Below are 24,156 nucleotides of genomic sequence, written 5' to 3' on the forward strand. Positions count from 1 at the left end.
TTTACCCCAAAGGAATCTAAACGCATTGAATGCTGCGTTTTCTGTGCAAAGCCAACAGTTAGCAGTATTGGGTTAATAGTGGTCTATGTATAAATATTGGGGATATTTCGATAAATCTGTCTCGACACAAGTCAAAAACTCAGGCTTGTCATTTTGAAATCTGTACAATCAACAGCAGTGCGGTTTATTAGCAGCAATTAACAGCATGGTATTTCCTGCTAGGCTAATAAATCAGCACAGAGTCTTTAGTGCTAATTTGCCCAAGAACCCTTTGTGATAGAAAATCTAGAGGCATCAAACAATGAATATGAATACATTTACGAAAGAAAAAAATAAAGATAAACCCCTGAAGGAAGAGACAACTTGGCAAGGACAACAGCTAATGAATCATGGTAACGAAGCTGAAGAAATCAAACAACAAGATTCTGCGGTATCAAGTTTACTTTTCCAAGGCATTCATCGTGGTAGAGTAGCAATTTTTATTGATGGCATAAACCTATTTCATGCAGCTTTACAATTAAGTTTAGAAATTGATTATCTGAAATTACTTTGTTGTTTAACCGAAAACTCGCGGCTGTTGCGCGCCTTTTTCTATACGGGAATTGATATCTCACGACCGCCTGCTATTCGTCTACGTTCCCATGAAAAGCAACAAGGTTTTCTCTTCTGGATGCGTCGTAATGGCTATCGTGTGGTTACTAAAGAATTCCAACCTTCCGAGAATTATAAAAAAGCTAATTTGAATGTAGAAATTGCTGTAGATATGATTAACTTGTCTCCTTACTATGATACAGCGGTCTTAGTAAGTGGAGATGGAGATTTAGCTTATGCAGTGAATGCTGTTAGCAGCACAGGAGTCCGGGTAGAAGTTATCAGTTTACGGACAATAACCAGCGATAGCTTAATTGATGTAGCTGACTATTTTCTTGATCTAGATAGCATTAAACAATACATCCAAAAGGATTCTAAGTTTGGCTACAATTATCGTACTCTGTCAAATTCTGGTGTTTAAATTTAAATAGTATATCCATGAGATAAAGTAAATCAATTTCTTGAGCGTTGTTATTACTCATTGGTCATTGCGTTGGGTGTATACTCTGCAAGTACAGTCTTACAACTTACACAATGACTGTTAGTTGGCTACTGGCATACTGGCAGCAAGTTTCTAGAGTAAAATTACAAGCCAGGAAATAACTCTGCGTATTCTGCTCTCCCTGTATTGACATGGATATTTTAATTGTTGAGGATGAACCAGAAATTGCTCAATTAATCCAACTTTCTTTAGAAAAAGAAGGATTTGTCTGCCGGATTAGCCGTGATGGTATAAATGCCTTGCGGATGTTTCAAGAGCTACCACCAGATTTAATCATTTTAGACCTAATGATCCCTGGTTTGGATGGGCTAGAGGTTTGTGCCAGAATTCGCCAAAAACCAGGTGCAAAAGATCCTTATATTTTGATGCTGACGGCTAAAGGTGAGGAAATAGATCGCGTGATTGGCTTATCTACTGGTGCTGATGATTACATGGTCAAGCCCTTCAGCCCTAGAGAACTAGTTGCGAGAGTGCGGGCCTTGTTACGCCGTAGCCTCCGCCAAGGTGGACAACATCAAGTTAATCGCAGCCAACACTTTATTGTAGATATAGACCAGCGTACTGCCAGTCGCCAGTTAGATTCTCAGCCACCGGAAATGTTGGACTTAACAACCTTAGAATTTAACTTGTTAAGTACCTTTGTGAGCAATCCTGGTCGAGTTTGGAACCGCACCCAACTAATTGATAAACTTTGGGGTGATAACTTTTTTGGTGATGAGCGCGTAGTCGATACTCACATAGCTAGGTTGCGTAAAAAAATTGAGCCTGATCCTGCTAACCCTACTTTTATTAAAACTGTGGTAGGAGTAGGCTATAAATTTGATGACTCCACTATGGCGTGAAGATTATGAAAAAAGGCTGGCGTTGGACGAAGTCCTTGCCTTTAGCATCGCGCCTATTATTCTCCCACTTGGTAGTGATGATAGTGGGGGTCTTTAGCCTGGTAATTATCAGTAAAATCTCTTCTCCCCGTTTCTTTGTGCTTCACTTGGAACGACTGGAAAATGAAGGGTTGGATTTGATTGATATCCGTACTGAATTGGTACAAGGATTTGAAACAGCTTGGCGACGAAGCACTATCTGGTCGGTGATAGTTGGCACCACCGCTGCTGGCGGATTGAGTTACTGGGTATCGAAACGGATTATGCAGGGATTGACTGAGATGGAACAAATTACCCGACAGTTTGCGGCGGGACATTTTGAAGCACGGCTACCGATGTCTGATATTCCAGAAATTAACCAACTAGGTGCAAGTTTTAACCGCATGGCAGCCAGTATAGAAGGAGTGGAAGCGCGGCGGCGGGAACTGATTGGAGACATGACCCATGAGCTGCGAACACCTCTAACAGTTGTACGCGGTTACTTAGAACAATTAGCTGATGGGGAAATTGAACCATCTCCTGATGTTTATCGACGGCTAGCAAAAGAAACTAAGCGCTTAGAGCGTTTAGTCAACGATTTGCAAGAACTATCTAAGGCAGAGGCTGGTTATTTAGCGATTAATATACAGCGCGTAAATTTACGCCCTTTGTTAGAGTCATTAGTAGAAAAATTTACAGATCAGTTATTAGAAGACGGCCCAGTTCTGCGTTTGGAATGTCCATCTTCATTGCCTTTTGTTTTGGCGGATTTGGATCGTACAGAACAAGTACTAGTGAATCTACTAGGTAATGCAGTTCGTTATACTACCAAAGGGTCAATTACTATTCGTGTTTGGGCCGACTCATCCCAACTCTGGATTGCTGTAGTGGATACTGGTATTGGTATCGCTCCAGAAGATCTACCCCACGTATTTGAACGCTTTTGGCGTGCTGACTCCTCCCGCGCGCGTCATTCTGGGGGAACAGGTATTGGTTTAACTATTTCTAAGCGCTTAGTTGAACTACAAAGCGGTCAGATTCAAGTTGAAAGCAATAAAGGATCGGGCAGTAAGTTTCAATTTTCTTTGCCTTTGGCTTAATCGCTTAATTGACCAACTTCCTATAAATTTTTGGCAAATTCGATTATGTATGCATACAAGCAAGCTTTAACGCTGAGTTTAAAGATTATTTGTTGCTGCTTAATTTTACCGTTACGCCTCCAACGTTTCTGGGAAAACTAGTCTTAATTAATAAATTAGTTTATTCCTAGACTTTTATGAGAATTCCTCTGTTTTCTAGAGATGCTAGGCGAACGGATAGCTATGCTGAAGCAACTGTTCAGATTTGCGACTATCAAATCACCGAAGAAGTTGATCGGGCTGTTTGCGATTCTCACCAATTCCTTTTTGTCATCAAACAGTCTACAGAAGCTTTTAGTAGCGATCGCATTTCTCTAAAAAATGCACAGATTGATCAACAGATAAGACCGCAACGAGTACAAACAAAGATAATATTCCTTTTAAAAAACTTAGTGACAGGGGTGGCAAACGAAACCAATAACTCGATTATTTTGGATGCGGTTAATCTGCAACCTGCTCTAGATGAGGTGTTTCATGTCCGCAGTTAACCTCAGAAGGATTCTCAATAAAAAAGAATTGCCGTTTCTATTGCAAAACTTAATATCTCATCTCAACATTGCAATTAGTGTTGAACTGGTAGATGGCACGAAGCTGATCAGTATGGGAAAGCAAACATCAGAAAACCGCTATCCCATCCAGGTATCAGGAGAAATCATCGGTTGGGTTGTTGGGGAAGAACGGGCAACTCTACTAGCGGACTTGCTCTCATTTTTGGCAAAACAGGAAGCTGAAAAGAAAGAACTCGCTAAAGAACTACTGGAGAGATACCAGGAAATTGATTTGTTTCAGGATATTTCGACTCAACTGACAACAAGCTTGGATACACGACAGATTGCCCAACTCGTGCTTCAGGAAATAAGTCAATTGATGGAATCGTCTGCGGGAATGATTCTACTCCTCAGTTCAGATGGAACTGCATTTGAAATCATTGGCGAATTTGGAGAGTTTTTTGACCAAAATCAGCCCGAACCAGGTAAGGGTCTTATTGGCGACATTGTGCAATCTGGTCGGGCAGAACTCGTCAATGATGTGCAAGCCGATCCACGATTATCAGGTCAAAAAAACATTAATGCTCTAATTTGTGTACCGTTGAGAGCAAAGGAGCGAGTACTGGGAGCGATCGCTATTGGAACGCCCAAAACTGATGCCTACAAGGCTGAACACCTCAAACTCGTGAGTATCTTTGCCTCACAAACTGCGATCGCCATTGAAAAAGCTTTGCTTTACGAACAAAGCATTGATGCAACCGCCCAAGCAAAAGCCCAGACCGAAAAGCTTCAGCAAGCTCTGCATGATTTACAACTGGCACAAACCCAGTTAATTCAAAGTGAGAAAATGTCGAGTTTGGGGCAACTCATTGCCGGAGTTGCTCACGAAATCAACAACCCAGTGAATTTCATTTGCGGCAACTTAAGGTATGTTGCCGATTACTCCAAAGACTTGTTGCACCTGCTGCAAGAGTATCAGAAATTCCTATCTGTGACTCCGCCAGATCTGGAATCAGAGCTAGACAGTATCGATTTGGAATTTATTATGGAGGATCTCCCTAAACTGCTGGATTCGATGAAAGTAGGCAGCGATCGCATTGTGGAAATTGTCCAATCCCTGAAAAACTTCTCTCGCCATGATGAATCCCGAATGAAAGCCGTCAACATTCACGATGGCATCGATGGTACGTTGATGATTCTGCGCCATCGCCTGAAAGCAGCTATTCGCCGTCCGGAAATTGAAATCGTCAAAGACTATGCAGAACTTCCCCTAATTGAATGCTACCCAGGACAGTTGAATCAGGTGTTTATGAACATCTTGGTAAATGCTATTGATGCTTTAGAAGAGTCATCAGTTATTGGCGATTCCTCAATGACACTTCCAATGATTACCATTCGCACCGAATTCCTCGACAATCAGCAGATTGTGATTCGGATTGCCGACAATGGCCCAGGCATGAAGGAGGAAGTAATCCGACGCATTTATGACCCTTTCTTTACCACCAAAGAAATTGGCAAAGGAACCGGGTTAGGCATGGCAATTAGCCACCAAATTGTTGTGGAAAAACACCAGGGAATTCTCAAGTGTCGTTCTCAACCAGGTAAAGGTACAGAATTCTGGATTCAGATTCCGGTGAATTGTTCAATGGTGGAAGCTGTTGAAGAGCAGAGTAGTACGATTTCTACCCTTGCGCTCGCCCCGCCAATCTCCACAACTGAGTCATCCCCCACTCCCGATGCAGACGGCTTCATTCCCTCATCAACTCCAATGCTCAAACCGACGGAGTTGCTACTACGTCATACTCAACTGCTGCGACGACTTTCCCAGCAGAATCCAGAGGTTAGTGCTGCATCACCAGCTCAAATTTACTACATGTTCCAACGCCATCCCATTTCTTTAAAACTTTACGCTACCTTGTTGTCCTGGTTCTGTTGTCCTCATTCTAGCCAACTACACCAATAAGGAAATAACCATGTCTAGCCAAGAGGAATACAATCGTCAGTTATTGGAAAAATGCCCCGTTGGTCTGGTACTTTGCCGGATGGATGGGACGCTGATTGATATCAACCCTGCCTATGCTGCGATTTTGGGGCGTACTGTCCCGGAAACCCTAAACCTTAGCTACTGGCAGCTAACTTCTGAAAACTATGCGCTCAAGCAAGCCATACTAGAGAACTTAGAACGGACTGGTCGCTACGGGCCTGATGAGCAGGAATACATTCACAAAGACGGGCACTTAGTTCCTGTTAGAGTCTCCGGACAGATAATTGAGAAGGATGGAGAGCGATTGCTCTGGTCGAGTGTGGAGGACATCAGCGACCTCAGGCGTGCTCACCTAGAACGCCAACAATCCGAAAAAATCTTGAAACAGAGCGAAGCAAGATACCGCTCTCTGGTGAAAACTAACACGCAAATTATCTGGGTCAGTACACCAGAAGGAATTTGCTTTGAATTGAAAGACTGGATAGCATACACAGGGCAAACTTTAGCTGAAGCTGAGAATGGAGGTTGGATTGATGCCGTTCATCCCGATGATCGTGGCTACACCGGAGAAGCCTGGGGTGTTGCCGTAGCAAACCTAAGTATGTATCAAATTGAATACCGAATTCGTGGCAAGGATGGCAACTATCGGTACTTTTGGGTCTGGGGTGCCCCTGTGATTGAAGAAGATGGTAGCGTGCGGGAGTGGATTGGCACCTGTACTGATATTCACGATCGCAAGCTAGCAGAAGCTGAGAATCAGCGACTTAAAGAACGATATAGCTCTTTAGTGACTGCCACATCACAAATTGTCTGGGGGGCTACTTCCGAAGGATTGGGGATAAGTAGTGAAATGCTCACCTGGATCGCCTACACAGGTCAGACTGAAGAGGAAGTTGCTGGTTGGGGCTGGATCGATCCGATTCACCCCGACGATCGTCCCCATTCCTTTGAAGCCTGGAGTACGGCTGTAGCTAACCGAGGTATCTATGAAACCGAATATCGGCTACGTGGCAAGGATGGCATCTACCGCTACTTCTCAGTTTGTGGTGCCCCTGTCTTAGAAGAAGACGGTAGCATTCGCGAGTGGATTGGCACCTGTACTGATATTCACGATCGCAAGCTGGCAGAAGCTGAAAATCAACGTTTATTGGATATGTTGAATCATTCTAGCGATGCCATCATTGTACGTGACATGAGCGACAAAATCCTGTATTGGAATCAAGGTGCTGAAAGGCTCTACAGTTGGACGCGTGAAGAAGTTAAAGACCAATACATTTACAAATTTATCAAAAAAACCTTTCCCAAACCGAAGGAATTAATCGTAGCTGAGTTATTAGAACAAGGAAATTGGGAAGGAGAAGTAGAACACCTCACCCATGATGGCATCCAGATTACTGTACAGAGCCGCTGGACATTGCAACGAGATATCGATGGTCAGCCCAGCGCCATACTGGAAATCAATACTGATATTACTGCCCGGAAGCAAGCAGAAATCGCTCTGCGGCAACTAAATCAAGAATTGGAAGCCAGAGTTGCAGAACGAACGGCTGCCCTGCAAAATACCTTAGCAGAAGCGCAGGGTTTAAATGCGATTTTGGATAACTTAGCGGATGGTTTATTAGTGACAGATATCACCGGACAAATCACTCACTTCAATCCTGCCTTTATAGCTATGCATGGATTGACAGCCACCGCCATCAACGGGCACTACCAAGAACTGCCGATATCCGGTTTAGCCAATCTGATTGAACAAACCCAGTCCCATCCCCAAGAGGTGTTCGCTGCCGAAATTGCACTGGCAAAAGAACGCATTGGTCAGGCAGTAGCGACCGCTATCTTCAAGAAAGCGGTAGACAACGAACCCGCTGCTTGCTTCGGTTCGGCGTTATTAATTCGGGATATAACGGCGGAAAAAGAAGTTGACAAGATGAAGACGGACTTCATCTCCACAGTGTCCCACGAACTGCGAACACCGCTAACTTCTGTTCTCGGTTTTGCCTCCATTATTAAAGAAAAACTGGAAACTGATGTTTTTCCGATGATTTCGACCGAAGACCGCAAGCTTCAGAAAACAATTAAGCGGGTAGCTGACAATCTCACCATCATTGTGTCAGAAGCAGAACGGCTGACATCTTTGATTAACGATGTTTTAGACATCGCCAAGATGGAAGCAGGTAAGGTCGAATGGCAGATGCAGCCTCTCGACCCCAGCGAGTTACTGGATTGGGCAACCACTTCCACATTCGCGTTGTTTGAAACTAATGGCTTGCAGTTGGTCAGCGAGATTGAACCAGGACTGCCGCAAATAGTAGGCGATCGCAACCGTTTGTTGCAAGTCTTGATCAACTTGATTTCTAATGCCGTTAAGTTTACTAAATCTGGTTCTGTCACTTGTCGCATCAAACAAAGGAATGATGGGGTTTGCATCAGTATCATCGACACAGGTATAGGCATTGCACTTGAAGACCAGCCCAAAGTATTTGAGAAATTCCGCCAAGTTGGCGACACCCTTACCGACAAACCCAAAGGCACAGGCTTAGGGTTGCCCATCTGCAAACAAATTGTCGATCATCACGGCGGTAGAATCTGGGTGGAGAGTGAACCAGGCAAAGGCAGCACATTCTCGTTCCTCATTCCTACTTTCACCAGCGAGCACAAAGCCAATACCAATCTGAATCTGGATGCGTTAGTAAAACAACTTAAAGAACACGTCATCACCACAAACGCTGTGCTGAACGAAAACCGCAAAACTATTCTGGTAGTGGATGATGATGTCAATATTCGGGAACTGCTCCGTCAACAATTAGAAAACGAAGGCTATAACGTTCGGGAAGCAAAAGACGGTATGGATGCAATTCATCAAATCAAAACAAACCGTCCCGATTTAATTCTCTTGGATGTGATGATGCCCCAAATCAACGGCTTTGACGTGGCAGCAGTTCTCAAAAACGATCCTCATACCGCAGATATTCCGATAATTATTCTGTCAATTGTGGAAAATAAGGAACGGGGCTATCACATTGGCATTGATCGCTATCTCACCAAGCCCATCAATAAGGAGCAACTCCGTAATGAAATTGGCTCACTGCTTTCTCAGGGTACTTCCAGTAAAAAGGTGTTGGTTGTAGATAAAAATGCATCAACATTAAAAACTATATCCGATGTACTGCAAACTCAAGGATATAGCGTAATTGAAGCCTCCAATCCCCAGGAGTGCATTAATAAAGCCCTCTCAGCCAAACCTGACATGATCATTATCGATTCTATCTTTTCTCAAGAAGCCGACTTGGTAAAGACTCTCAGGTTTGAAAAGGAGTTAGAAAATGTATTCTTCATTATGCTGTCCGATCGCTAATGCAAGAAGGTCAGAAGATGAAATATTAAATTTTATACTTGATACTTTCCTCTTTCCAATCCAAAATCTGTCTTGTTCAAGTTCGCTCAAGTCAAGCCAGCCGCTTGCGGGGGTTTCCTCCGTTGTGCGGACTGGCGTGGGAAACCCTTTCGGCAGTTCCTTCTGCGGGTAAACCTTCGGCTGTACCGGACTCACCGGACTGCCTTAGAAACCCATCCAACGTACTGGCAAACTTTTCGCAAAATCCAAAATCCAAAATTGTATGACTCAGAAAATTCTGATTGTTGACGACGAACCGAATATCGTGACTTTGATGGAACAAGCTCTAGAAGCATTAGAAGACGAGGGAGTTGAACTTTTAACTGCTAGAAATGGAGAAGAAGCTCTTGAAACGATTAAAACTGAAAAACCAAACCTGGTTTTTCTCGATGTGATGATGCCTAAAATGAATGGTCTAGAAGTTTGCCATACTGTTAAACACGACCTGCAAATGAGCAACGTGTACATCGTGATGTTAACAGCTAAGGGACAGGAATTTGATAAACAAAAAGGAATTGATGTTGGTGCTGACCTCTATCTAACTAAACCATTTCGCCCAAAGGAAGTGCTGGAAAAATCAATGCAGGTGTTGGGCTTTTGAAAAAAGCTTTTATTGAGACTGACAGCAGAATCAAGATGCCAGAATCCAAAATTCAGAAGTAAAACAGGCTTGATGCCTGGGTTTGGGGTTGATGATCTGTACTTCACTAACTTGAAATTCGCTGTCACAAATGGGCGATCGCTCTTACACCCAAAATCAGCTGTTAGTTACCGAAGTTCCTGTGTTGAGAGCAGTAGGGTAGAAGAATTGGCGCTTTTTTTCCAAAATCAAAAATATGCACCATGAGCTTAGTAGGATAACTATCACAAAAGTATTTGTGCAGTTTGCCTAGTTAATGACTAGTACAAATTGATACATATACAATAGATTGACACAAGGTAGTCATGGCTGTGTCATATCCAATTGTTAGCTTAAAAATCAGAAATATATAGTTTTCCTAATGAATGTTGAAATATGAAGGATCGTTTCACATTGGACTATGATTCTGAGCCTAGGACCAGCTTACTTTACGTTGTAGGCAGCAGCTCTTAATCAGACATATCACTGTAAATAATCAGAGTCTTACACTATGTCTGTGTTCGGTCATGGCATCAAATGACAGACATTGCGTAATTGCTATACAAATACAAAAAACTAATTATTGATATGTCTACTTTTATCTTGGCTGCATTTTTGGTTAGCTTAGTAACTGTCTCTGGTTGTGCTGCGATCGCTTATCTGTTTCCTCACAATAATTCTCAAGACTAAGTTAATCACAATGCAAGCGTAAAAAGTTTTGTATACTTTTGATACTCATTACTACCAACTATGACAGGCCACTATTCATGTGTCTATCAATCTTGACTGCGTGGCTATTCCAACTCCTGACATCGGAGTGATATTTATTAAGTGAAATTACTAGGTTGCATATTTTCTGGCTTAGTTTAATATTTATTTTATAGAAAAATATCTCTTTAATATCAGATTATTAAAATTAATACTTGTCTTTTAACTAAATGAAGTGTTTCTCCTTCAGGTCGCTACAAGGTAGGTAGCAGAATAATTAGGGATTTAAGATGTAAGGAATTGGTATAACGATCTATAGTAGCGTATTCTATCTACATACAATCCGCTTATCAGTTACTAATTCTTAATTACCTTTTTATAAAGGTTTTCAGACATTTCCATTGGGTAATTTATTTACGTCTTGCTGTATTAGCTGAAGGAGTGTTGGCAGTGAATCAAATACAATTACCTGTAGTTATCAGTTACCTACTTATCTCGTGCTATTTTTTTGGTAATTGGTTAGTGTTTTCCCTTCGTCATCCTACCTCTTCTCCAGAAGACAAATTTTTATCTTTTGTCATATTTTTGATTGCTACTATCTTCTGGCCGCTGATGATTCCCATATCTTGTTTAGAAATGCTAAAACAACGAAAAATGGAATTGAGCACAGTGATTCCTTTGCTCTTAGCAATTTTCGCTTTTAGCATCTCATACTATTTGGGGGATAGATATTAGGTAAATTTGGCTTGAGCTATGAAAGATGAGTCAAGAAACAACATACTGCAAATATGTATAAGTATTGCAGTAACCGGATAAAGCTGGAATTAAAAAAAGATTAAACTACTATCTATCTTTTAAAAGCTTGTTGTATTACGAAGCAGTTTAATTAAGAGATAAAGCCCTCTAGCGTAGGCGATCGCAATTATTTTGTATTATTTCTTTATATCAATTTTAAATGAATAATATTTAAGAAAGACTAACTTAATTTATCTAAAAATAAGTTTTATATTACCTATTGTATAAAAATAAATCAACCCTTAGTATATTGACTGTCTTAGCAGTGATTGCAACAGCAAAATATCTAACATGGAGGCTAAATTTTGGAAGCACAATGGGGATTTAATGCCTTATCTAAATTTATTCAAGTTGAGATTTGGCTATTTCTTGTAGGCTTGATGTCTTCTATTTTTTTTCTCATATTCAAAAAGAAAATAAATCTGAGAGGATTATTGTATGACAAGACAGGTAATCACAAATATAGCCCAGAGCGATTGCAGCTATTGATATTTAGTTTGATATTCGTTGTTTACTACCTATTTGATGTTAGACATAACTTGAATTTATGCAAAACTTCCAATATTCCGTGTAGTCTGCCAAGAATCCGAACAGAATTTCTGTTTGCATTAGGAGGAAGTAACTTTGCTTATCTTTGGGCTAAGTTATCTTCAATTCTTAAAGAACGGAGGTCAGAGCGTGCTTAACATTAACGATCTTTTTGTAATCCTGGCGCTGGTTATCGGTTGTGCTATTACTATTTTTGTGGCAGTTTTAGAAATATTCATTCTCATATTTATTTGGGAAGGTACTTGGAATTACAAGCCTGATAAAAGAAGAGGAATTAATCTCGATATGTTAATTAGTGAAAGCTCAGGTGATGCAAGCCTGGCACGCTTTCAACTATTAATCTTTACCTTTGTCATTTCAATGAGTTTAGTATTGATTATTACCAGTAACAAACCACCAGCGTTTCCAACTGCTATTCCCGATCAGATTTTGGGATTACTGGGTATCAGCAGTACTTCTTACGTACTTGGTAAAGCTTTGCAAACTCAAGTCAAAGCACCTCCAATCGAACCACCACCGACTGAACCACCACCACTCCCACCAGAACAACACTCCGATCCTTATTCTTAGTCTTGGCAAGTTAAATAAACCAACAATTCCTGTACTAGGCAGGAGTATCAGCCCTGAAACTAATTTTGCTAATCTGCTAGACTAACCTAAATTTGCAATTATAAAAACTAGTAGCTCAGGGCTGATAATTAATATATGAGTGAAGCCTTATTTTGTGTCGAAAATCTACGAGTTGCCTATCCTCAGCCTAGTGGAGAAGAACTTACTTGGGCAGTTGACGATGTATCTTTCACACTGCAAGCAGGTGAAAGGATGGGATTGGTAGGAGAGTCAGGTTGTGGTAAATCAACCTTAGGACGCGCTGTGATGCGATTGCTGCCATCATCTAGCCGAGTTGAGGGGCTAGTAACATTTCAAGGGCAAAAAGTATTTGATTTAACACCCCAACAGATGCGGAAATTTCGTGGGGAAGTAGTAGCGCTGATTTTCCAAGATCCGATGACACGCCTCGATCCGTTGATGACCATTGGCAACCATTGTCTAGAAACACTTCAGGCACACTCACCAGAATTATCAGCACGACAAGCGAAAGAAAAAGCGATCGCCACTTTAGAAAAGGTGAAGATTCCTGCTAGTCGGTGGAATCAGTATCCCCATGAATTTAGCGGTGGAATGCGACAACGGGTTGCAATTGCCTTAGCTTTACTTCTCAACCCAAAATTAATTGTTGCGGATGAACCTACCACAAGTTTAGATGTCACCGTTTCCGCCCAAATATTGCAGGAATTAACGCGGCTATGCGGTGAAGAAAACATGGGGTTGCTGTTGATTTCCCATGATTTGGCAATGGTTGCAGAGTACTGCGATCGCATTGGCGTGATGTACAAGGGCAAAATGGTAGAAATGGGTTCTACCCAATCAGTATTTCGCCAACCTCAACATGAATACACGCGATCGCTTTTACAAGCAGCACTGCATATTCAAGCAGTAGATGAGAGTGGAGAATTAATCCTTGCCAATGATGAACAACATAACTTAGCAAACTTCAAAGAACAATCGCCAATTTTGCGTATTACCGAACTCAAGCAGCATTACACGATAGAACCGAATTTGATTGAACGATTATTTAAAGGGCAAAGTCAGACAATTAAAGCCGTAGATGGCATTAATTTAGAATTGTATCCTGGAGAAATTTTGGGATTAGTGGGAGAGTCAGGCTGCGGTAAAAGTACGCTTTCACGGACTATTTTGCAATTAATTCGTCCTACTGCTGGCAAAGTTGAGTTTTTGGGGCGGGAATTAACTACTTTGTCACGTCAAGAAATTCGTTCTTCACGGCGGCAAATGCAGATGGTATTTCAAGATCCCCACGCTTGTCTCAATCCAGCAATGACAGTGGGGCAAAGTATAGGCGATCCTTTATTAATTCACAATCTTGCCGATGCTGCTAAAGCAAAACAAGAAGTATTGGGGATGTTGCAAAAAGTCGGTTTAATACCGCCGGAAGTTTATTATCAGCGCTATCCGTCAGATTTATCTGGAGGACAACAGCAACGAGTTGCGATCGCCCGTGCTTTAATTACCCGTCCTAAACTGTTAATCTGTGATGAACCCGTAAGTATGTTAGATGCTAGCGTGCAGTCGCAAGTACTCGATTTGATGTTGCAATTAAAAGAAGAATTTGAGTTGACGTATTTGTTTATTACTCACGATCTCTGGTTAGCAAGATTTTTATGCGATCGCATTGCAGTAATGAATGGGGGCAAAATTGTGGAACTTGGCCCCACAAAACAAATTTTTGCCAATCCTCAACACCCTTATACAAAAACTCTACTAGCTGCTGCTCCCTTACTAGCACGAGCTTAGTCAATCAATTTTGAATTTGAGATAGCATGACACAATCATCTATTTCTATTTTTACTCTGTATAAAGTTGTAGTTGTAGGGTGAGCAATGTCCACTTTATCCGAGTTTTTGTGAGTAATGCCTACCCTACAATATGTTTTACAAACTAAATCAAATTCCTATATTACTCATGCAAAGCAGAGTATCGCGATTCGCCACAACCTCTTTTCACCTCGCTTTCCTGTTCATCTGCAATCACCTGGCAGTTAAGTTGTAACAATCGTTGAATCATACTTTCTGATACAAGGATTAAAATCTTGCAGTGCATGTTGTACAGATGATTAGGTGCGCGATCGCAAAATATTATAAGCTGATAATCTCACCTGTCCTGACTAATGATGTAGAGCTTGAATCAGTATCTCTAAACCTGCATCTCCATAATTCAACGCCTCAGAAAGCGCCGCAACCTGCGCCTCAACCACTGAACTTTTCAATCGATTTTGTACCCCCTCAAGTCCTCCCAAAACGATACTAGTAACCGGAGGTAGTAATTCTCCACCAAGCACCGCATCATATTTTCTGGGTTGATTTGGATTATTAGACTTCTGCCTCCTGCTATAGATGCTATATTTGCGAAGCATCACGCTTATATATGTTGTATATATTGTTATATTCGCTACTTTGATAAATTGACAAATGCTGATTTTAACTTGAGTTTATTCCCAAGTTGGAGAATAACGATGATAGCACCTATTTATAAATTACTCGGCAACAGAACAATAGCGACTGTGGATGTAGCCATCCTCATCTTCTTGTTTCTGATTATTTACCAAGACACGCACATCTAAAGTTGACAACTTCTCAATTACTTCTTGAGATAAAAAGCTTTCTGACACATTGAGTATGTCAAGATAACTGATAGCCTGACAATTTAGCAATTCTTCAGCACCCGCATCACTCAACGTTCCCATTGATAGGTCAAGTACGCTGATAGAATTAATAATTGGAGAACTCACAATAGCATTGGCTATTTCATCAGTAAATTGGCTATTGCGTAACCCTAGATAAGTTAAGTTAGGAAATTTTTCTTCAAAAAGAATTGGATGTATATCTTCAATCCAACAGTCACCGCCGTAATCTTCCCTACCGAACCATAATTCCAAATGTTCTAAAGCTGGCAGATTCATCTGACAAATTTGGGCGACAGTATCTCGACTTAATCCGCCAGTTTCCACAATTAATGCTTTGAGGTGATTATGTTGCACTGGTAGACTAAATTGTAAACCGTCACCACCACGAACTTGTAAAATTTCGAGTTTGGGATAAGCTTGCAAAATCGGACTTATATCGCTTTGTTGAATCCAAGAAATTTCGCATTCATCGCCAATAATATCGCCAAAGAAAATAGCTTTGAGATTAGTTAAATATTGTTTTGCATCAACTAAAGCTTGAACAATTTCACTTGAATCACGTTCATATGCTTCCGCCCACAAACCCAACACTAAAGCTTCTAATTTGTGGGCGTTGGGTTCTTGCAGAAGTCTACTAAGTTGACTCGGTAAATCCTCCTCATTTTCATCATACCCGCATCTCAGGGCGTAAGCTTTGTTAGTAGGTTCGGTAATACCTATATTTGTATCGAACTCTACAACTTGCCGATTAGCAAATTGAGTAACGTTATCCCCTTGATACTCGTTTAATCTTTCTTCCAAGTTCCAAGGTTTATATGCTTGCAAAGCTTGGATGACTTGCGGTTCCACTCTGTGTTGCAATAGTCGATAAGCAAAACGCCGCACCAATTTTGATTCATCTTGCAACGCTTGTCTTACTACATCTAACCCTGCATCGCCATATTTTAAGGCTTCGCTAAGTGCAGCAATTCGCACTTCAATCACAGGATTTGATAAGCAATTTTTAACTCCCTCAATTCCGCCTAAAACTACTCCATACACAGGAGGCGGAGATTGTCCGCCCAGCACTGCATCATAATTTCTCGGTTGATTTTGGTTGTCTGTCATAGCGCTTCACCTTTTAATTCTTAATTAACATTTCCAAAAATACGTAATATTTACAGGTTAATGTGTATTTAATAACATAATAGTCGGTCAAGTGCAGACTTCAACACTTGCTGGCGTGGAATTAAGCAAGGGTATCTTGTCGAAACTAATCTTATTGTTTATAGTACAATTGTTCTATGGTGATCACAAGCTTTCTCATATAGCGATCGCTAGCTTACTACTAGCGTTCCTAATGCGCTACCCTTCACACTAAATACAACTCTGAATTTTCTTTGTTCAAGAGCGATCGCAAAACACTCCCAAACTTGGTAGAAAAATTTGCCTCTTAATTGTCTGATATTGCTGCTAACAGTCAGTTACAAGTTAAAACAAATATTCAAACAATTAAGGGTGATGTTGCTAGAGTTATCATTCGAGAAGCTCAGAAATTTGATTTAGCAGTATTATGTTCTACTCGTTATCGCACAGCAGGTGGATTAGCTGTTAGCCATGTGAAAACCGAAGTAATTAGAGAATTGAAATGCTCAATTATGTTACTGGGAGAGCCTAACTCGCGATTAAGCAGTCAACGCAAGTAAGAACAAGCCTTGAGTACCAAGTGCTGAGTATTTAATTTGTATTACCAATTCATAGGTCTGGTAAATTGCGATCGCTTTTGGCTCAGTTGATGAGGCAAATTTAGTAGCAAAGTAAACGGCAGCAGCCTACAAAATATTAATAGGTAGTCAGAAGCAAGGTGGAGTGGTTTCTGACTAGCTGAAAAAAAAGTGAATTTTTCTAATTAAAGAACTTATCCAGCGCTTTCGTCTAAATTCAGCGGCTCTTGCCAAGGTGAGGAAGGTAGTTGAACAAGCGATTTGACAGAACAGTTCTCCAGAAATATGGGAATTCGTCCACAGTTAGGACATTTCAACCCATCATCCTGCTGATTATCAACTTTATTTTTTGGTCGAGGTTTTGAATTTTGCGGTGTCAGAAAAATCACTTCAATAGATAGCGCAGACAAGCAGTTGCGACATTCGCAAATCAACACCTGCCCAATGTCGCTATTTTGAGAGACTTTCAGGTGTTGAGTTGTAAAAAATTTTTCCGGTTCTTCAGGCAGAAATTGCTCTTCGTCAAACTTGTTAGGCATAGTTTGGTTCTGGTTGCTCTAAGAGCATTCAGTTGAACTTTGAGGTGCTGGCACTATAGCATTAACTTGCTATTGTGATTTAATCCTACAGTAAATCATTTTGGTCATCGAATAACTTGTTGCAAGATAGCTCACTTTTAGCTTTGACAGACTATTTCTTTTTTCCTGCCCTGATAAGTAAGTTGTCCATGCGAAACCGCAGTATCAAGATGAAAGCTAAAGTTAGCCACACCTATACCTTTGGAGCCAACTACTTCTAAAGTAAATTCCCCGCTATGACCCGAACTACCTGAATCATATATAACATAGTTTCTACCTTGGGTCGGTGCAGCATATTTCACGGTGCCTACTCGCTTTATAATAGGCTGACAAGTTTTGATTGTGTCCACAACTGAGTTGTAGTTGTTAAATTCTTTGTATGCCCATTCCTGTCGAACAACAGACCCAGCCTTTACACCAGGAAAACTGCTGTTGTGAACCCAGATAACAGTTAAGGCAAGTAGAGCAACTAGAGACGGGATTAAGGTTCTAAATAATAACACTCCCTGATGGGAATTAGATTTTGGGCGTGGTAATTTACAAGCAATACGAATGCCTAAAATAGATAGCACAACCGAAACAGGCAAGATAACAAAGGGTGAAATAAATTGGTATGACTTCTGGGTTAGTAAATTGATAGAGAGGGGTAAGCTACCAACTAGCAAACCGATGATGCCACCTAACACCAGAAACGATGGCTCAATTTCTAATTGGGAAGACATCTGCTGAAACACAACAGCCGCCGTAGACATCCCAAGAAGATATAATGCTAGACCGATAATGGTTTCTAAATAAAACCACCCAGTAATGCTCATTTCACGATAGTTGAGGAAATAAATATTGGCAGGCGTAAACAAACCAATATATGCAGTTAGAATCCCTACCGACACAACCACTAGCGAAACGGCATTCTTTTTCACCTACCTAGCGCTTCTTTGAAAAAATAGTTTTTCTGAATACACCTTTATCCTGATGTTTTACAGAATTTAACTCCATCTTTACCATCAGAGGATGCGCGATCACCGTCTTATGTTGCTGATGCTGCAATTTACAGAAAAATTGACTTCTTTGCCTCAATAGTAGCAATGCCCTTGCTGCACTGGGTAATGACATTATTTGTTCTGTTAATTGTTCAAGAGATAGCATAGTTTCACAATTTCCTTGATTGGAACACCAAACTGTTGGTTCCAATAGGTTGAGTTGAGGTAAGAAACACGACTTTGATTAGCTTCTTCTCAAACTCCACTTTTGATAAGCATTAGCCATTTCCTGTGCAGCTAATTCTGGTACTACACCACCTACACCCGTAGCAAGGCCTGGACAAAACACTTTTTTAACTATCTGAGAATAACGGGATGCAGTATTCAAAACAGCAATCATTGCATAGAAACTATTGTAGGTTGGTACCGATTCTGGTGTCAGCATTGTGGATACACAAATCATGTAAGGAATTAGTGCATTATCTGTAGGAATTAAAACGCTAGCCCCAACTGGTAAATAACCTTCACCTCTACTCTTGATTGCTTCTTGTAAGCGTGTTTGCGGAGTCATCCCAAAAAACTCTGTATACAGTAGGTCAATTCCACCATCCATGAAGCCATAACTATTAGTTGGAGAAACAATAGTATTCTCGGCTATTTCAAGAATATTGCCATGTTTGATACGAACACCATCAAAATTTGTGAAAGCTTTCTTCCACGCTTCAACTAATGTGAGGTTAATGTCAACTAGCCATAATTCCATGCTATTAAACCAACGTCTTGAACTCTGACAATATCAAGATTTGGGTTACGTTGCAGCAAGCCTCTGACGATGTTGCGCTCGAGGTTCAGCTACAATCGCTAATTTCATAAAAAATATCAATATATATTGTTCAATTGTAGTATTTCAGAGTATTTAGTACGCGATCGCTTGCTTTCATGACTAGTAAATGATTTTATCTTTGCAGGCGATCGCGTTTTACGATTAGACAGGCATTGGTTCTCGGACTTGGATTGGTTCTCCAGTCAAACTAAAAGCACGAACTTCCGTAATTTTAACTTTTACCAATTGCCCTTTAAGTTCCTTGATATCGCCAGTGAAGAAAGTCAGACGATTACCGCCAGTGCGTCCCATTACTTGAGTTGGATCTTTGGGGTTTTGGTCTTCTACTAACACTTCCTCAATACGTCCAAAATAACGTTGCGATCGCTCAGCTGCTTTAATGCCTACTAAATGATTTAATCTTTGTAGGCGATCGCTTTTTACTTCTTCACTCAGTTGATTTTCCCACAAAGCAGCTGGTGTTCCTGGACGTGGGGAATATGCGGCTGTATTCAATTGGTCAAAGCCAATATCCTCTACTAATTTCAAGGTATTTTCAAACTGTTCTTCTGTCTCCCCAGGAAAACCCACGATCGCATCTGCACTAATTGACGCATCTGGCATATAACGGCGAATTGTGTCAATTATGCGACGGTATTTCTCATGGGTATAACCTCGTGACATTGCTTTTAACAATTCGTTATCCCCAGATTGAAAAGGAATGTGAAAGTGTTCGCAAACCTTGGGCAATTCCGCACAAGCTTTAATCAGACGCTCAGTAAAATAGCGGGGATGACTAGTAGCAAAGCGTAGTCTTTCAATTCCTGCGACATCATGCACGTAATATAGTAAATCTGTGAACGTATGCAGATGACGCCCTTCTGGTGTCACTCCCGGTAAATCACGACCATAAGCGTCAATATTTTGACCAAGTAGAGTAATTTCCTTGTAACCTTGCTTTCCTAGTTCTGCCATTTCGGCGCGAATCGCTTCCGGTGTCCGGGATTGTTCTACACCACGCACATTAGGAACTACGCAATAAGTGCAGCGTTCGTTACAGCCGTAAATCACGTTCACCCACGCCGTAACTTTGCTATCCCGTCGCGGCTGAGTAATATCTTCCATAATGTGAACTGGCTCGGTAGCCACAACTTGATTGCCTTCAAATACCGATTCCAGCAAATCTTTGAGACGGTTGGCGTGTTGCGGCCCCATCACTAAATCTAATTCTGGGACGCGGCGCAATAGACTCTCGCCTTCCTGTTGGGCAACGCAACCAGCAACAATCAATGTTAAATCAGGTTGCTCGTGTTTGCGCTTCGCCTGTCTACCCAGGTAAGAATATACTTTTTGCTCGGCATTATCCCGAATCGTGCAGGTATTGTAGAGAATGACATCTGCATGATTCGGGTCTTCGGAAAACTCAAAGCCCATCTCTTCTAAAATGCCAGCCATGCGCTCTGAGTCGGCTTTATTCATTTGACAACCAAAAGTAGTGATGTGATAGCGGCGTTTAGAAGTGGTCATGGGGAATTATGCTTAATCAGCGTAAGTTATATAAGCTTTATTTCTATTCTATTAAAGTATAGAAAAGTCCACCCGAAGCAGGAGGCGATCGCACCAATGGTTCAAGAAGCTTTATCAACTGATATCGCTCCCGCCCCAGACATTAGCCAATTAGTTATCGAAGATGATATACCTGTGGATAACTTTCGCTCTGAAAAACAACAGCGTCTGTTAACGGAAGTTTTATATACTTCTTGGCTAAATTCTCCAAATGCTGAGGCATTTATAGTAGCTGCGAATGTTGGAGTATTCTACAGTATCGGCTTACCGCCATTAGTGCCAGATGTGTTTCTCAGCTTGGATGTTACCATGCCTGAAGACTGGCGGGAAAAGAAAAACCGTACCTATTTTATCTGGGAGTTTGGTAAAGCTCCCGATGTCGTCATCGAAATTGTCTCTAATCGTGAAGGCAATGAACTAGGCAGTAAGCTGAGGGACTATGCCCGGATGGGGGTAGGATACTACGTTGTTTTTGATCCTTTGCAAATCTTGGGAGACAAGATACTGCGTACTTACCAGTTGGCGGTAAGACGCTATGTGGAGATGGAAACCTTCTGGTTGGAAGAAGTAGGTTTAGGACTGACTTTATGGGAAGGTATATTTGAAGGAAAGCAAGATATTTGGCTACGTTGGTGCGATCAAGAAGGCAATATTTTGCCAACTGGTGCAGAACGCGCACAGCAGGCAGAAAAACATGCTGAAGCAGCTGAGCAGAGAGCACAAAGTGCTGAACAGAGAGCAGAACAACTAGCAGCACAATTAAGAGCTTTGGGAATTGACCCTAATCAATTACCTGGTTGATGTTATCTCTAAATTTACTGTAGCGTTGACTGGAGAATGTTACTTAAATAGCAGGCATTGGAAACCAGTTTGCTGCTTGATCACTTGTTTATAACCTTCTAATGTAGAATTCAACTGTGCAACATCAGATTCCTTGATGCTATGGACGCAGTAGATAGCAACGTCACGGACTGGACGTATATCAGCTATGAAAAAATTCCGGAAAATCCCAATAAATGGGGTTTGGCAGAATCCGATTATCGTCTGTTTGCCAAAACAGATTGGGTAGTCATAGAAAAAATTCATGGTGCTAATTTTGGCATAACTACCAATGGTTCAGAAGTCCGCTTTGCCAAAAGGAAAGAGTTCTTACAGCCAGAAGATGATTTTTTTAATTATCAATCTTTAAAAGATAAATTAGCGCAGCAGGTAAAAGAGATTTTCCGAATTTTGCAGTCCGAAACTCCGTTGCAAAAAATATATGTTTATGGAGAATTATTTGGCGGAGAGTATCCTCATCCAGATGTACCTGCGGTTAATCATGTTCAAGCTGTGCAGACTGGTGTTTATTACTCACCCAAAATAGAATATTGTGCTTTTGATATTGTTGGAATGGTAAGTGAAAGTGTAACCGGGAGATATTATTTAGATTATCAAATAGCGCTCAAGCTCTTTCAACACGTGGAAATAATGGCAGCAGAACCATTATTTATCGGTAAATATGAAGAAGCTTTAGCATATAATATTGAGTTTGAATCTACAATTCCAAAAGCTTTAGGTTTACCTAAGTTACCTTTGGTAAATAAGGCAGAAGGAATTGTTATTAAACCGCTAACTTCTATTTATATAGAGATAGGTAAACAGAGAATCCGTCCAATTCTGAAAAAGAAGATTCCCGAATTTGCAGAAGATAGCCGATTTCATCAGGCAAAAAAATGGACTGTGAAACCACAGCCAATAATTACTCAACAGATGAGTATAGAAAAAGAATTGAGCCAGGAGATGCTAGCGTTGGTAACACCTACTAGGTTGAACAATGTTATTTCTAAAGTGGGTAGAGTTTCTGCAAATAATAAAAAACAGCGGCAGCAATTGCTGGAATTATTAGTTAAGGATGTATTAGAAAACTTCATGGAAGAGTATGAAAGTATTTTTAGTGCATTAGAGGATGCCGATCGGCAAAGCATGATTGAACAGTTAAGTCAATCATCGCAACAGTTAGTTGATAATTACTTCCAATAAATTTTAGATGCCCGACTTCTTGAAAAAGTTGGGCATGTTGGAAATCTGCAAAATTAATTTGGTTTCCACGTACCGTGAAAGCTATGGGGAATAACGCTGGGTAATCCGAGTTTACAAACAGGTGTTTCATCCAAGCGATCGCTATCAAATACCCAAACTTCGCTACTATCAGAATTACCGTCGTAAACAATTGTTATCACCCAACTTTGCTCTTGATTTTGTGCATCTTGAACGTGAATGGGTTCTGAACAATAGCGATTTTCGCCTAAATCCGCTTCGGTAAAAGTTTCAGTTTGGCTATCGAAACGAGCGATCGTGTTTAATATTTCTTGGGCTATATCTGATTCTTGGCGGAATGAAGACATATATGTGTAGCGCGATGCTTGCCCAACATTTTGCTGAGGTACACTCGGAAATTCACAATGTCTGTCTATTAGTTCTTGAATTACTGTAACTTTACCTGTGTCTGGATGCAGATGAACTCGCGTTAGCGTACTTTTAGCAGGGGTGTGAGTCTCTCCTGTGGCTACTTCTTTAAGATATTGGTTTGTTTGAAAGTCACGATAACGGGCAATATCAACAATTACTGTACCGCTAGCATCGACATAACCGTTGGCAAAATGCCATTGAAACCAAGGTTCGGTTTGTCCCCGACTTACCAAAGATAAGTTTTCACGGTCAATAACCAGAATTTGAGTACCTACTTCTGGGTGCCATTGTAGTGAATCACTATATGAGCTAGCTCCAAAGAGAATAGGCCAAACATTCACCCGCACAGCTGGCGCAAAAAATACAAGATACTGCCCCGCTAGTACAAAATCATGGATTGCGGGAAAGCCTTCTAGCTTAAATTCAGCTTTCTGGACAATCTTGCCAGTAAAGTTGCTTTTATAGACATTGAGTTTGGCACTTGGTCCAGGGCTAACGCCAAAGTTAAAAATCTCTCTAGTTTGGTAGTCAATTTTGGGATGAGCAGAATAGGGTAATCCCTTATCCAAAGCACCTAAATTATCTAAACCTCTAGTTTCTAGGGTTTGAAGGTCGAGAGCATAAGGGTTATCACCTTCCCAAAGTGCCAGCAGTTTATCAGGTAATGCCAACACTGAGGTATTGGCTGCATTCTTTACGGGTCTACGCCATTGATTCCAAATTGGCCCTGGAGCTGTCATACCATAGTTACCGTAAAGCAGTTTATCTGCGGCTGCTTCTTCTTGATAACCAGCAGTTTGGACGTAGCGGTAAACTCCGGTGGCTCCGGAGTCATTAAAATTCACAGCCAGAATTGCCCCATCTCCATCAAACCAGTGTCCTACGTGAATGTCACCACGTTCTAGTCGTGCAGGGCCATTGCGGTAAAGTGTGCCACGTAAGCCTTCAGGGATATTGCCAGAAATAATCGATAATTCTGTAGGAGGAAATTCTGCCGCAGGTTGGGCGATCGCACCAGACCAGGCTCTTTTTGTTGACTTTTTTTCAAGTGTATGCATATAAAATTTGCTCTCAAAATTAAAGAAACTGGTGCAAGCATTTAGGCGTGGCGATTGAGTCAATTAAGTTTAATAAATTTGGGCGAAATAATAATCACTCCCA

At 41.0% G+C, this 24,156-nt stretch carries 19 protein-coding genes and 1 pseudogene; 12 read left to right on the plus strand and 8 right to left on the minus strand.

Annotated features, from left to right (window positions below; translation table 11 throughout):
* Positions 1-301 precede the first annotated feature (301 nt).
* The 6 genes from BV375_RS16370 (at position 302) to BV375_RS16395 (ending at position 8,919) form a co-directional block, all read left to right on the plus strand.
* Positions 302-1,012 carry an NYN domain-containing protein gene (locus tag BV375_RS16370; RefSeq protein ID WP_086762260.1) on the plus strand — a complete coding sequence of 237 codons (711 nt, stop codon included), beginning with the start codon at positions 302-304 and terminating at the stop codon, positions 1,010-1,012.
* Between the two features lie 212 nt (positions 1,013-1,224).
* On the plus strand, positions 1,225-1,935 hold the full coding sequence (locus tag BV375_RS16375; RefSeq protein ID WP_086762262.1) for a response regulator transcription factor: 711 nt from the start codon (positions 1,225-1,227) through the stop codon (positions 1,933-1,935).
* Positions 1,936-1,937: 2 nt separating this feature from the next.
* Positions 1,938-3,053, plus strand: a complete 1,116-nt coding sequence (locus BV375_RS16380; protein WP_086762570.1) for a HAMP domain-containing sensor histidine kinase — start codon at positions 1,938-1,940, stop codon at positions 3,051-3,053.
* Positions 3,054-3,229: 176 nt separating this feature from the next.
* A complete protein-coding gene (locus tag BV375_RS16385; protein ID WP_086762264.1) occupies positions 3,230-3,580 on the plus strand; it encodes a hypothetical protein in 351 nt (116 codons plus the stop codon).
* Positions 3,567-5,543, plus strand: coding sequence for an ATP-binding protein (locus BV375_RS16390; protein ID WP_086762266.1), 1,977 nt, complete (start codon positions 3,567-3,569; stop codon positions 5,541-5,543). Before BV375_RS16385 ends, BV375_RS16390 begins: the two co-directional genes overlap by 14 nt.
* A gap of 10 nt (positions 5,544-5,553) precedes the next feature.
* Positions 5,554-8,919, plus strand: coding sequence for a PAS domain S-box protein (locus tag BV375_RS16395; protein ID WP_086762268.1), 3,366 nt, complete (start codon positions 5,554-5,556; stop codon positions 8,917-8,919).
* Positions 8,920-9,010: 91 nt separating this feature from the next.
* On the opposite strand, the gene BV375_RS36905 is transcribed toward BV375_RS16395, so the two are convergent.
* Positions 9,011-9,175, minus strand: coding sequence for a hypothetical protein (locus BV375_RS36905; RefSeq protein WP_166507459.1), 165 nt, complete (start codon positions 9,173-9,175; stop codon positions 9,011-9,013).
* Between the two features lie 6 nt (positions 9,176-9,181).
* On the opposite strand from BV375_RS36905, the gene BV375_RS16400 reads away from it, so the two are divergent.
* The 3 genes from BV375_RS16400 (at position 9,182) to BV375_RS16420 (ending at position 14,005) form a co-directional block, all read left to right on the plus strand.
* A complete protein-coding gene (locus BV375_RS16400; RefSeq protein ID WP_086762270.1) occupies positions 9,182-9,559 on the plus strand; it encodes a response regulator in 378 nt (125 codons plus the stop codon).
* 2,199 nt (positions 9,560-11,758) lie between these two features.
* Complete coding sequence (locus BV375_RS16415; RefSeq protein ID WP_086762273.1) at positions 11,759-12,199, plus strand: hypothetical protein; 441 nt, start codon at positions 11,759-11,761, stop codon at positions 12,197-12,199.
* Positions 12,200-12,334: 135 nt separating this feature from the next.
* A complete protein-coding gene (locus tag BV375_RS16420; protein ID WP_086762275.1) occupies positions 12,335-14,005 on the plus strand; it encodes an ABC transporter ATP-binding protein in 1,671 nt (556 codons plus the stop codon).
* A gap of 370 nt (positions 14,006-14,375) precedes the next feature.
* On the opposite strand, the gene BV375_RS16425 is transcribed toward BV375_RS16420, so the two are convergent.
* Positions 14,376-14,624, minus strand: coding sequence for a hypothetical protein (locus BV375_RS16425; protein WP_086762277.1), 249 nt, complete (start codon positions 14,622-14,624; stop codon positions 14,376-14,378).
* Between the two features lie 120 nt (positions 14,625-14,744).
* Entirely contained in the window at positions 14,745-16,001 is a 1,257-nt protein-coding gene (locus BV375_RS16430) for an STM4015 family protein (RefSeq protein WP_086762279.1), read from the minus strand.
* A gap of 284 nt (positions 16,002-16,285) precedes the next feature.
* On the opposite strand from BV375_RS16430, the pseudogene BV375_RS16435 reads away from it, so the two are divergent.
* A pseudogene (locus tag BV375_RS16435) lies at positions 16,286-16,579 on the plus strand (sodium:proton antiporter); the annotation flags it as partial.
* 212 nt (positions 16,580-16,791) lie between these two features.
* On the opposite strand, the gene BV375_RS16440 reads toward BV375_RS16435, so the two are convergent.
* The 4 genes from BV375_RS16440 to miaB all read right to left on the minus strand — a co-directional run bounded on the left by BV375_RS16440 (position 16,792) and on the right by miaB (position 20,505).
* Entirely contained in the window at positions 16,792-17,136 is a 345-nt protein-coding gene (locus BV375_RS16440) for a hypothetical protein (protein WP_086762281.1), read from the minus strand.
* Between the two features lie 137 nt (positions 17,137-17,273).
* Positions 17,274-18,095, minus strand: coding sequence for a hypothetical protein (locus tag BV375_RS16445; protein WP_086762283.1), 822 nt, complete (start codon positions 18,093-18,095; stop codon positions 17,274-17,276).
* A 304-nt stretch (positions 18,096-18,399) separates the two neighbouring features.
* Positions 18,400-18,918, minus strand: coding sequence for a macro domain-containing protein (locus BV375_RS16455; protein WP_086762287.1), 519 nt, complete (start codon positions 18,916-18,918; stop codon positions 18,400-18,402).
* A 222-nt stretch (positions 18,919-19,140) separates the two neighbouring features.
* A complete protein-coding gene (gene miaB, locus BV375_RS16460; protein WP_086762289.1) occupies positions 19,141-20,505 on the minus strand; it encodes a tRNA (N6-isopentenyl adenosine(37)-C2)-methylthiotransferase MiaB in 1,365 nt (454 codons plus the stop codon).
* A 96-nt stretch (positions 20,506-20,601) separates the two neighbouring features.
* Here miaB and BV375_RS16465 point away from each other — a divergent pair, with 96 nt between their 5' ends.
* Both BV375_RS16465 and BV375_RS16470 read left to right on the plus strand, forming a co-directional pair.
* Complete coding sequence (locus tag BV375_RS16465; RefSeq protein ID WP_086762291.1) at positions 20,602-21,345, plus strand: Uma2 family endonuclease; 744 nt, start codon at positions 20,602-20,604, stop codon at positions 21,343-21,345.
* A gap of 141 nt (positions 21,346-21,486) precedes the next feature.
* Positions 21,487-22,566: an RNA ligase family protein gene (locus BV375_RS16470; RefSeq protein WP_086762293.1), complete on the plus strand. Its 1,080-nt coding sequence runs from the start codon at positions 21,487-21,489 to the stop codon at positions 22,564-22,566.
* 53 nt (positions 22,567-22,619) lie between these two features.
* Here BV375_RS16470 and BV375_RS16475 read toward each other — a convergent pair whose 3' ends face one another.
* Positions 22,620-24,053, minus strand: coding sequence for a carotenoid oxygenase family protein (locus BV375_RS16475; protein WP_086762295.1), 1,434 nt, complete (start codon positions 24,051-24,053; stop codon positions 22,620-22,622).
* Positions 24,054-24,156 lie beyond the last annotated feature (103 nt).

It is taken from the genome of Nostoc sp. 106C, assembly GCF_002154725.1.
Classification (GTDB): Bacteria; Cyanobacteriota; Cyanobacteriia; order Cyanobacteriales; family Nostocaceae; genus Aulosira.

What these genes read in the sequence shown, in the direction of transcription:
- BV375_RS16370 (WP_086762260.1), top strand. Translation starts at nt 302, where the DNA reads ATGAATATGAATACATTTACGAAAGAAAAAAATAAAGATAAACCCCTG.
- BV375_RS16375 (WP_086762262.1), top strand. Translation starts at nt 1,225, where the DNA reads ATGGATATTTTAATTGTTGAGGATGAACCAGAAATTGCTCAATTAATC.
- BV375_RS16385 (WP_086762264.1), top strand. Translation starts at nt 3,230, where the DNA reads ATGAGAATTCCTCTGTTTTCTAGAGATGCTAGGCGAACGGATAGCTAT.
- BV375_RS16390 (WP_086762266.1), top strand. Translation starts at nt 3,567, where the DNA reads ATGTCCGCAGTTAACCTCAGAAGGATTCTCAATAAAAAAGAATTGCCG.
- BV375_RS16395 (WP_086762268.1), top strand. Translation starts at nt 5,554, where the DNA reads ATGTCTAGCCAAGAGGAATACAATCGTCAGTTATTGGAAAAATGCCCC.
- BV375_RS16400 (WP_086762270.1), top strand. Translation starts at nt 9,182, where the DNA reads ATGACTCAGAAAATTCTGATTGTTGACGACGAACCGAATATCGTGACT.
- BV375_RS16420 (WP_086762275.1), top strand. Translation starts at nt 12,335, where the DNA reads ATGAGTGAAGCCTTATTTTGTGTCGAAAATCTACGAGTTGCCTATCCT.
- BV375_RS16425 (WP_086762277.1), bottom strand. Translation starts at nt 14,624, where the DNA reads ATGCTTCGCAAATATAGCATCTATAGCAGGAGGCAGAAGTCTAATAAT.
- BV375_RS16430 (WP_086762279.1), bottom strand. Translation starts at nt 16,001, where the DNA reads ATGACAGACAACCAAAATCAACCGAGAAATTATGATGCAGTGCTGGGC.
- BV375_RS16440 (WP_086762281.1), bottom strand. Translation starts at nt 17,136, where the DNA reads ATGCCTAACAAGTTTGACGAAGAGCAATTTCTGCCTGAAGAACCGGAA.
- BV375_RS16455 (WP_086762287.1), bottom strand. Translation starts at nt 18,918, where the DNA reads ATGGAATTATGGCTAGTTGACATTAACCTCACATTAGTTGAAGCGTGG.
- miaB (WP_086762289.1), bottom strand. Translation starts at nt 20,505, where the DNA reads ATGACCACTTCTAAACGCCGCTATCACATCACTACTTTTGGTTGTCAA.
- BV375_RS16465 (WP_086762291.1), top strand. Translation starts at nt 20,602, where the DNA reads ATGGTTCAAGAAGCTTTATCAACTGATATCGCTCCCGCCCCAGACATT.
- BV375_RS16470 (WP_086762293.1), top strand. Translation starts at nt 21,487, where the DNA reads ATGGACGCAGTAGATAGCAACGTCACGGACTGGACGTATATCAGCTAT.
- BV375_RS16475 (WP_086762295.1), bottom strand. Translation starts at nt 24,053, where the DNA reads ATGCATACACTTGAAAAAAAGTCAACAAAAAGAGCCTGGTCTGGTGCG.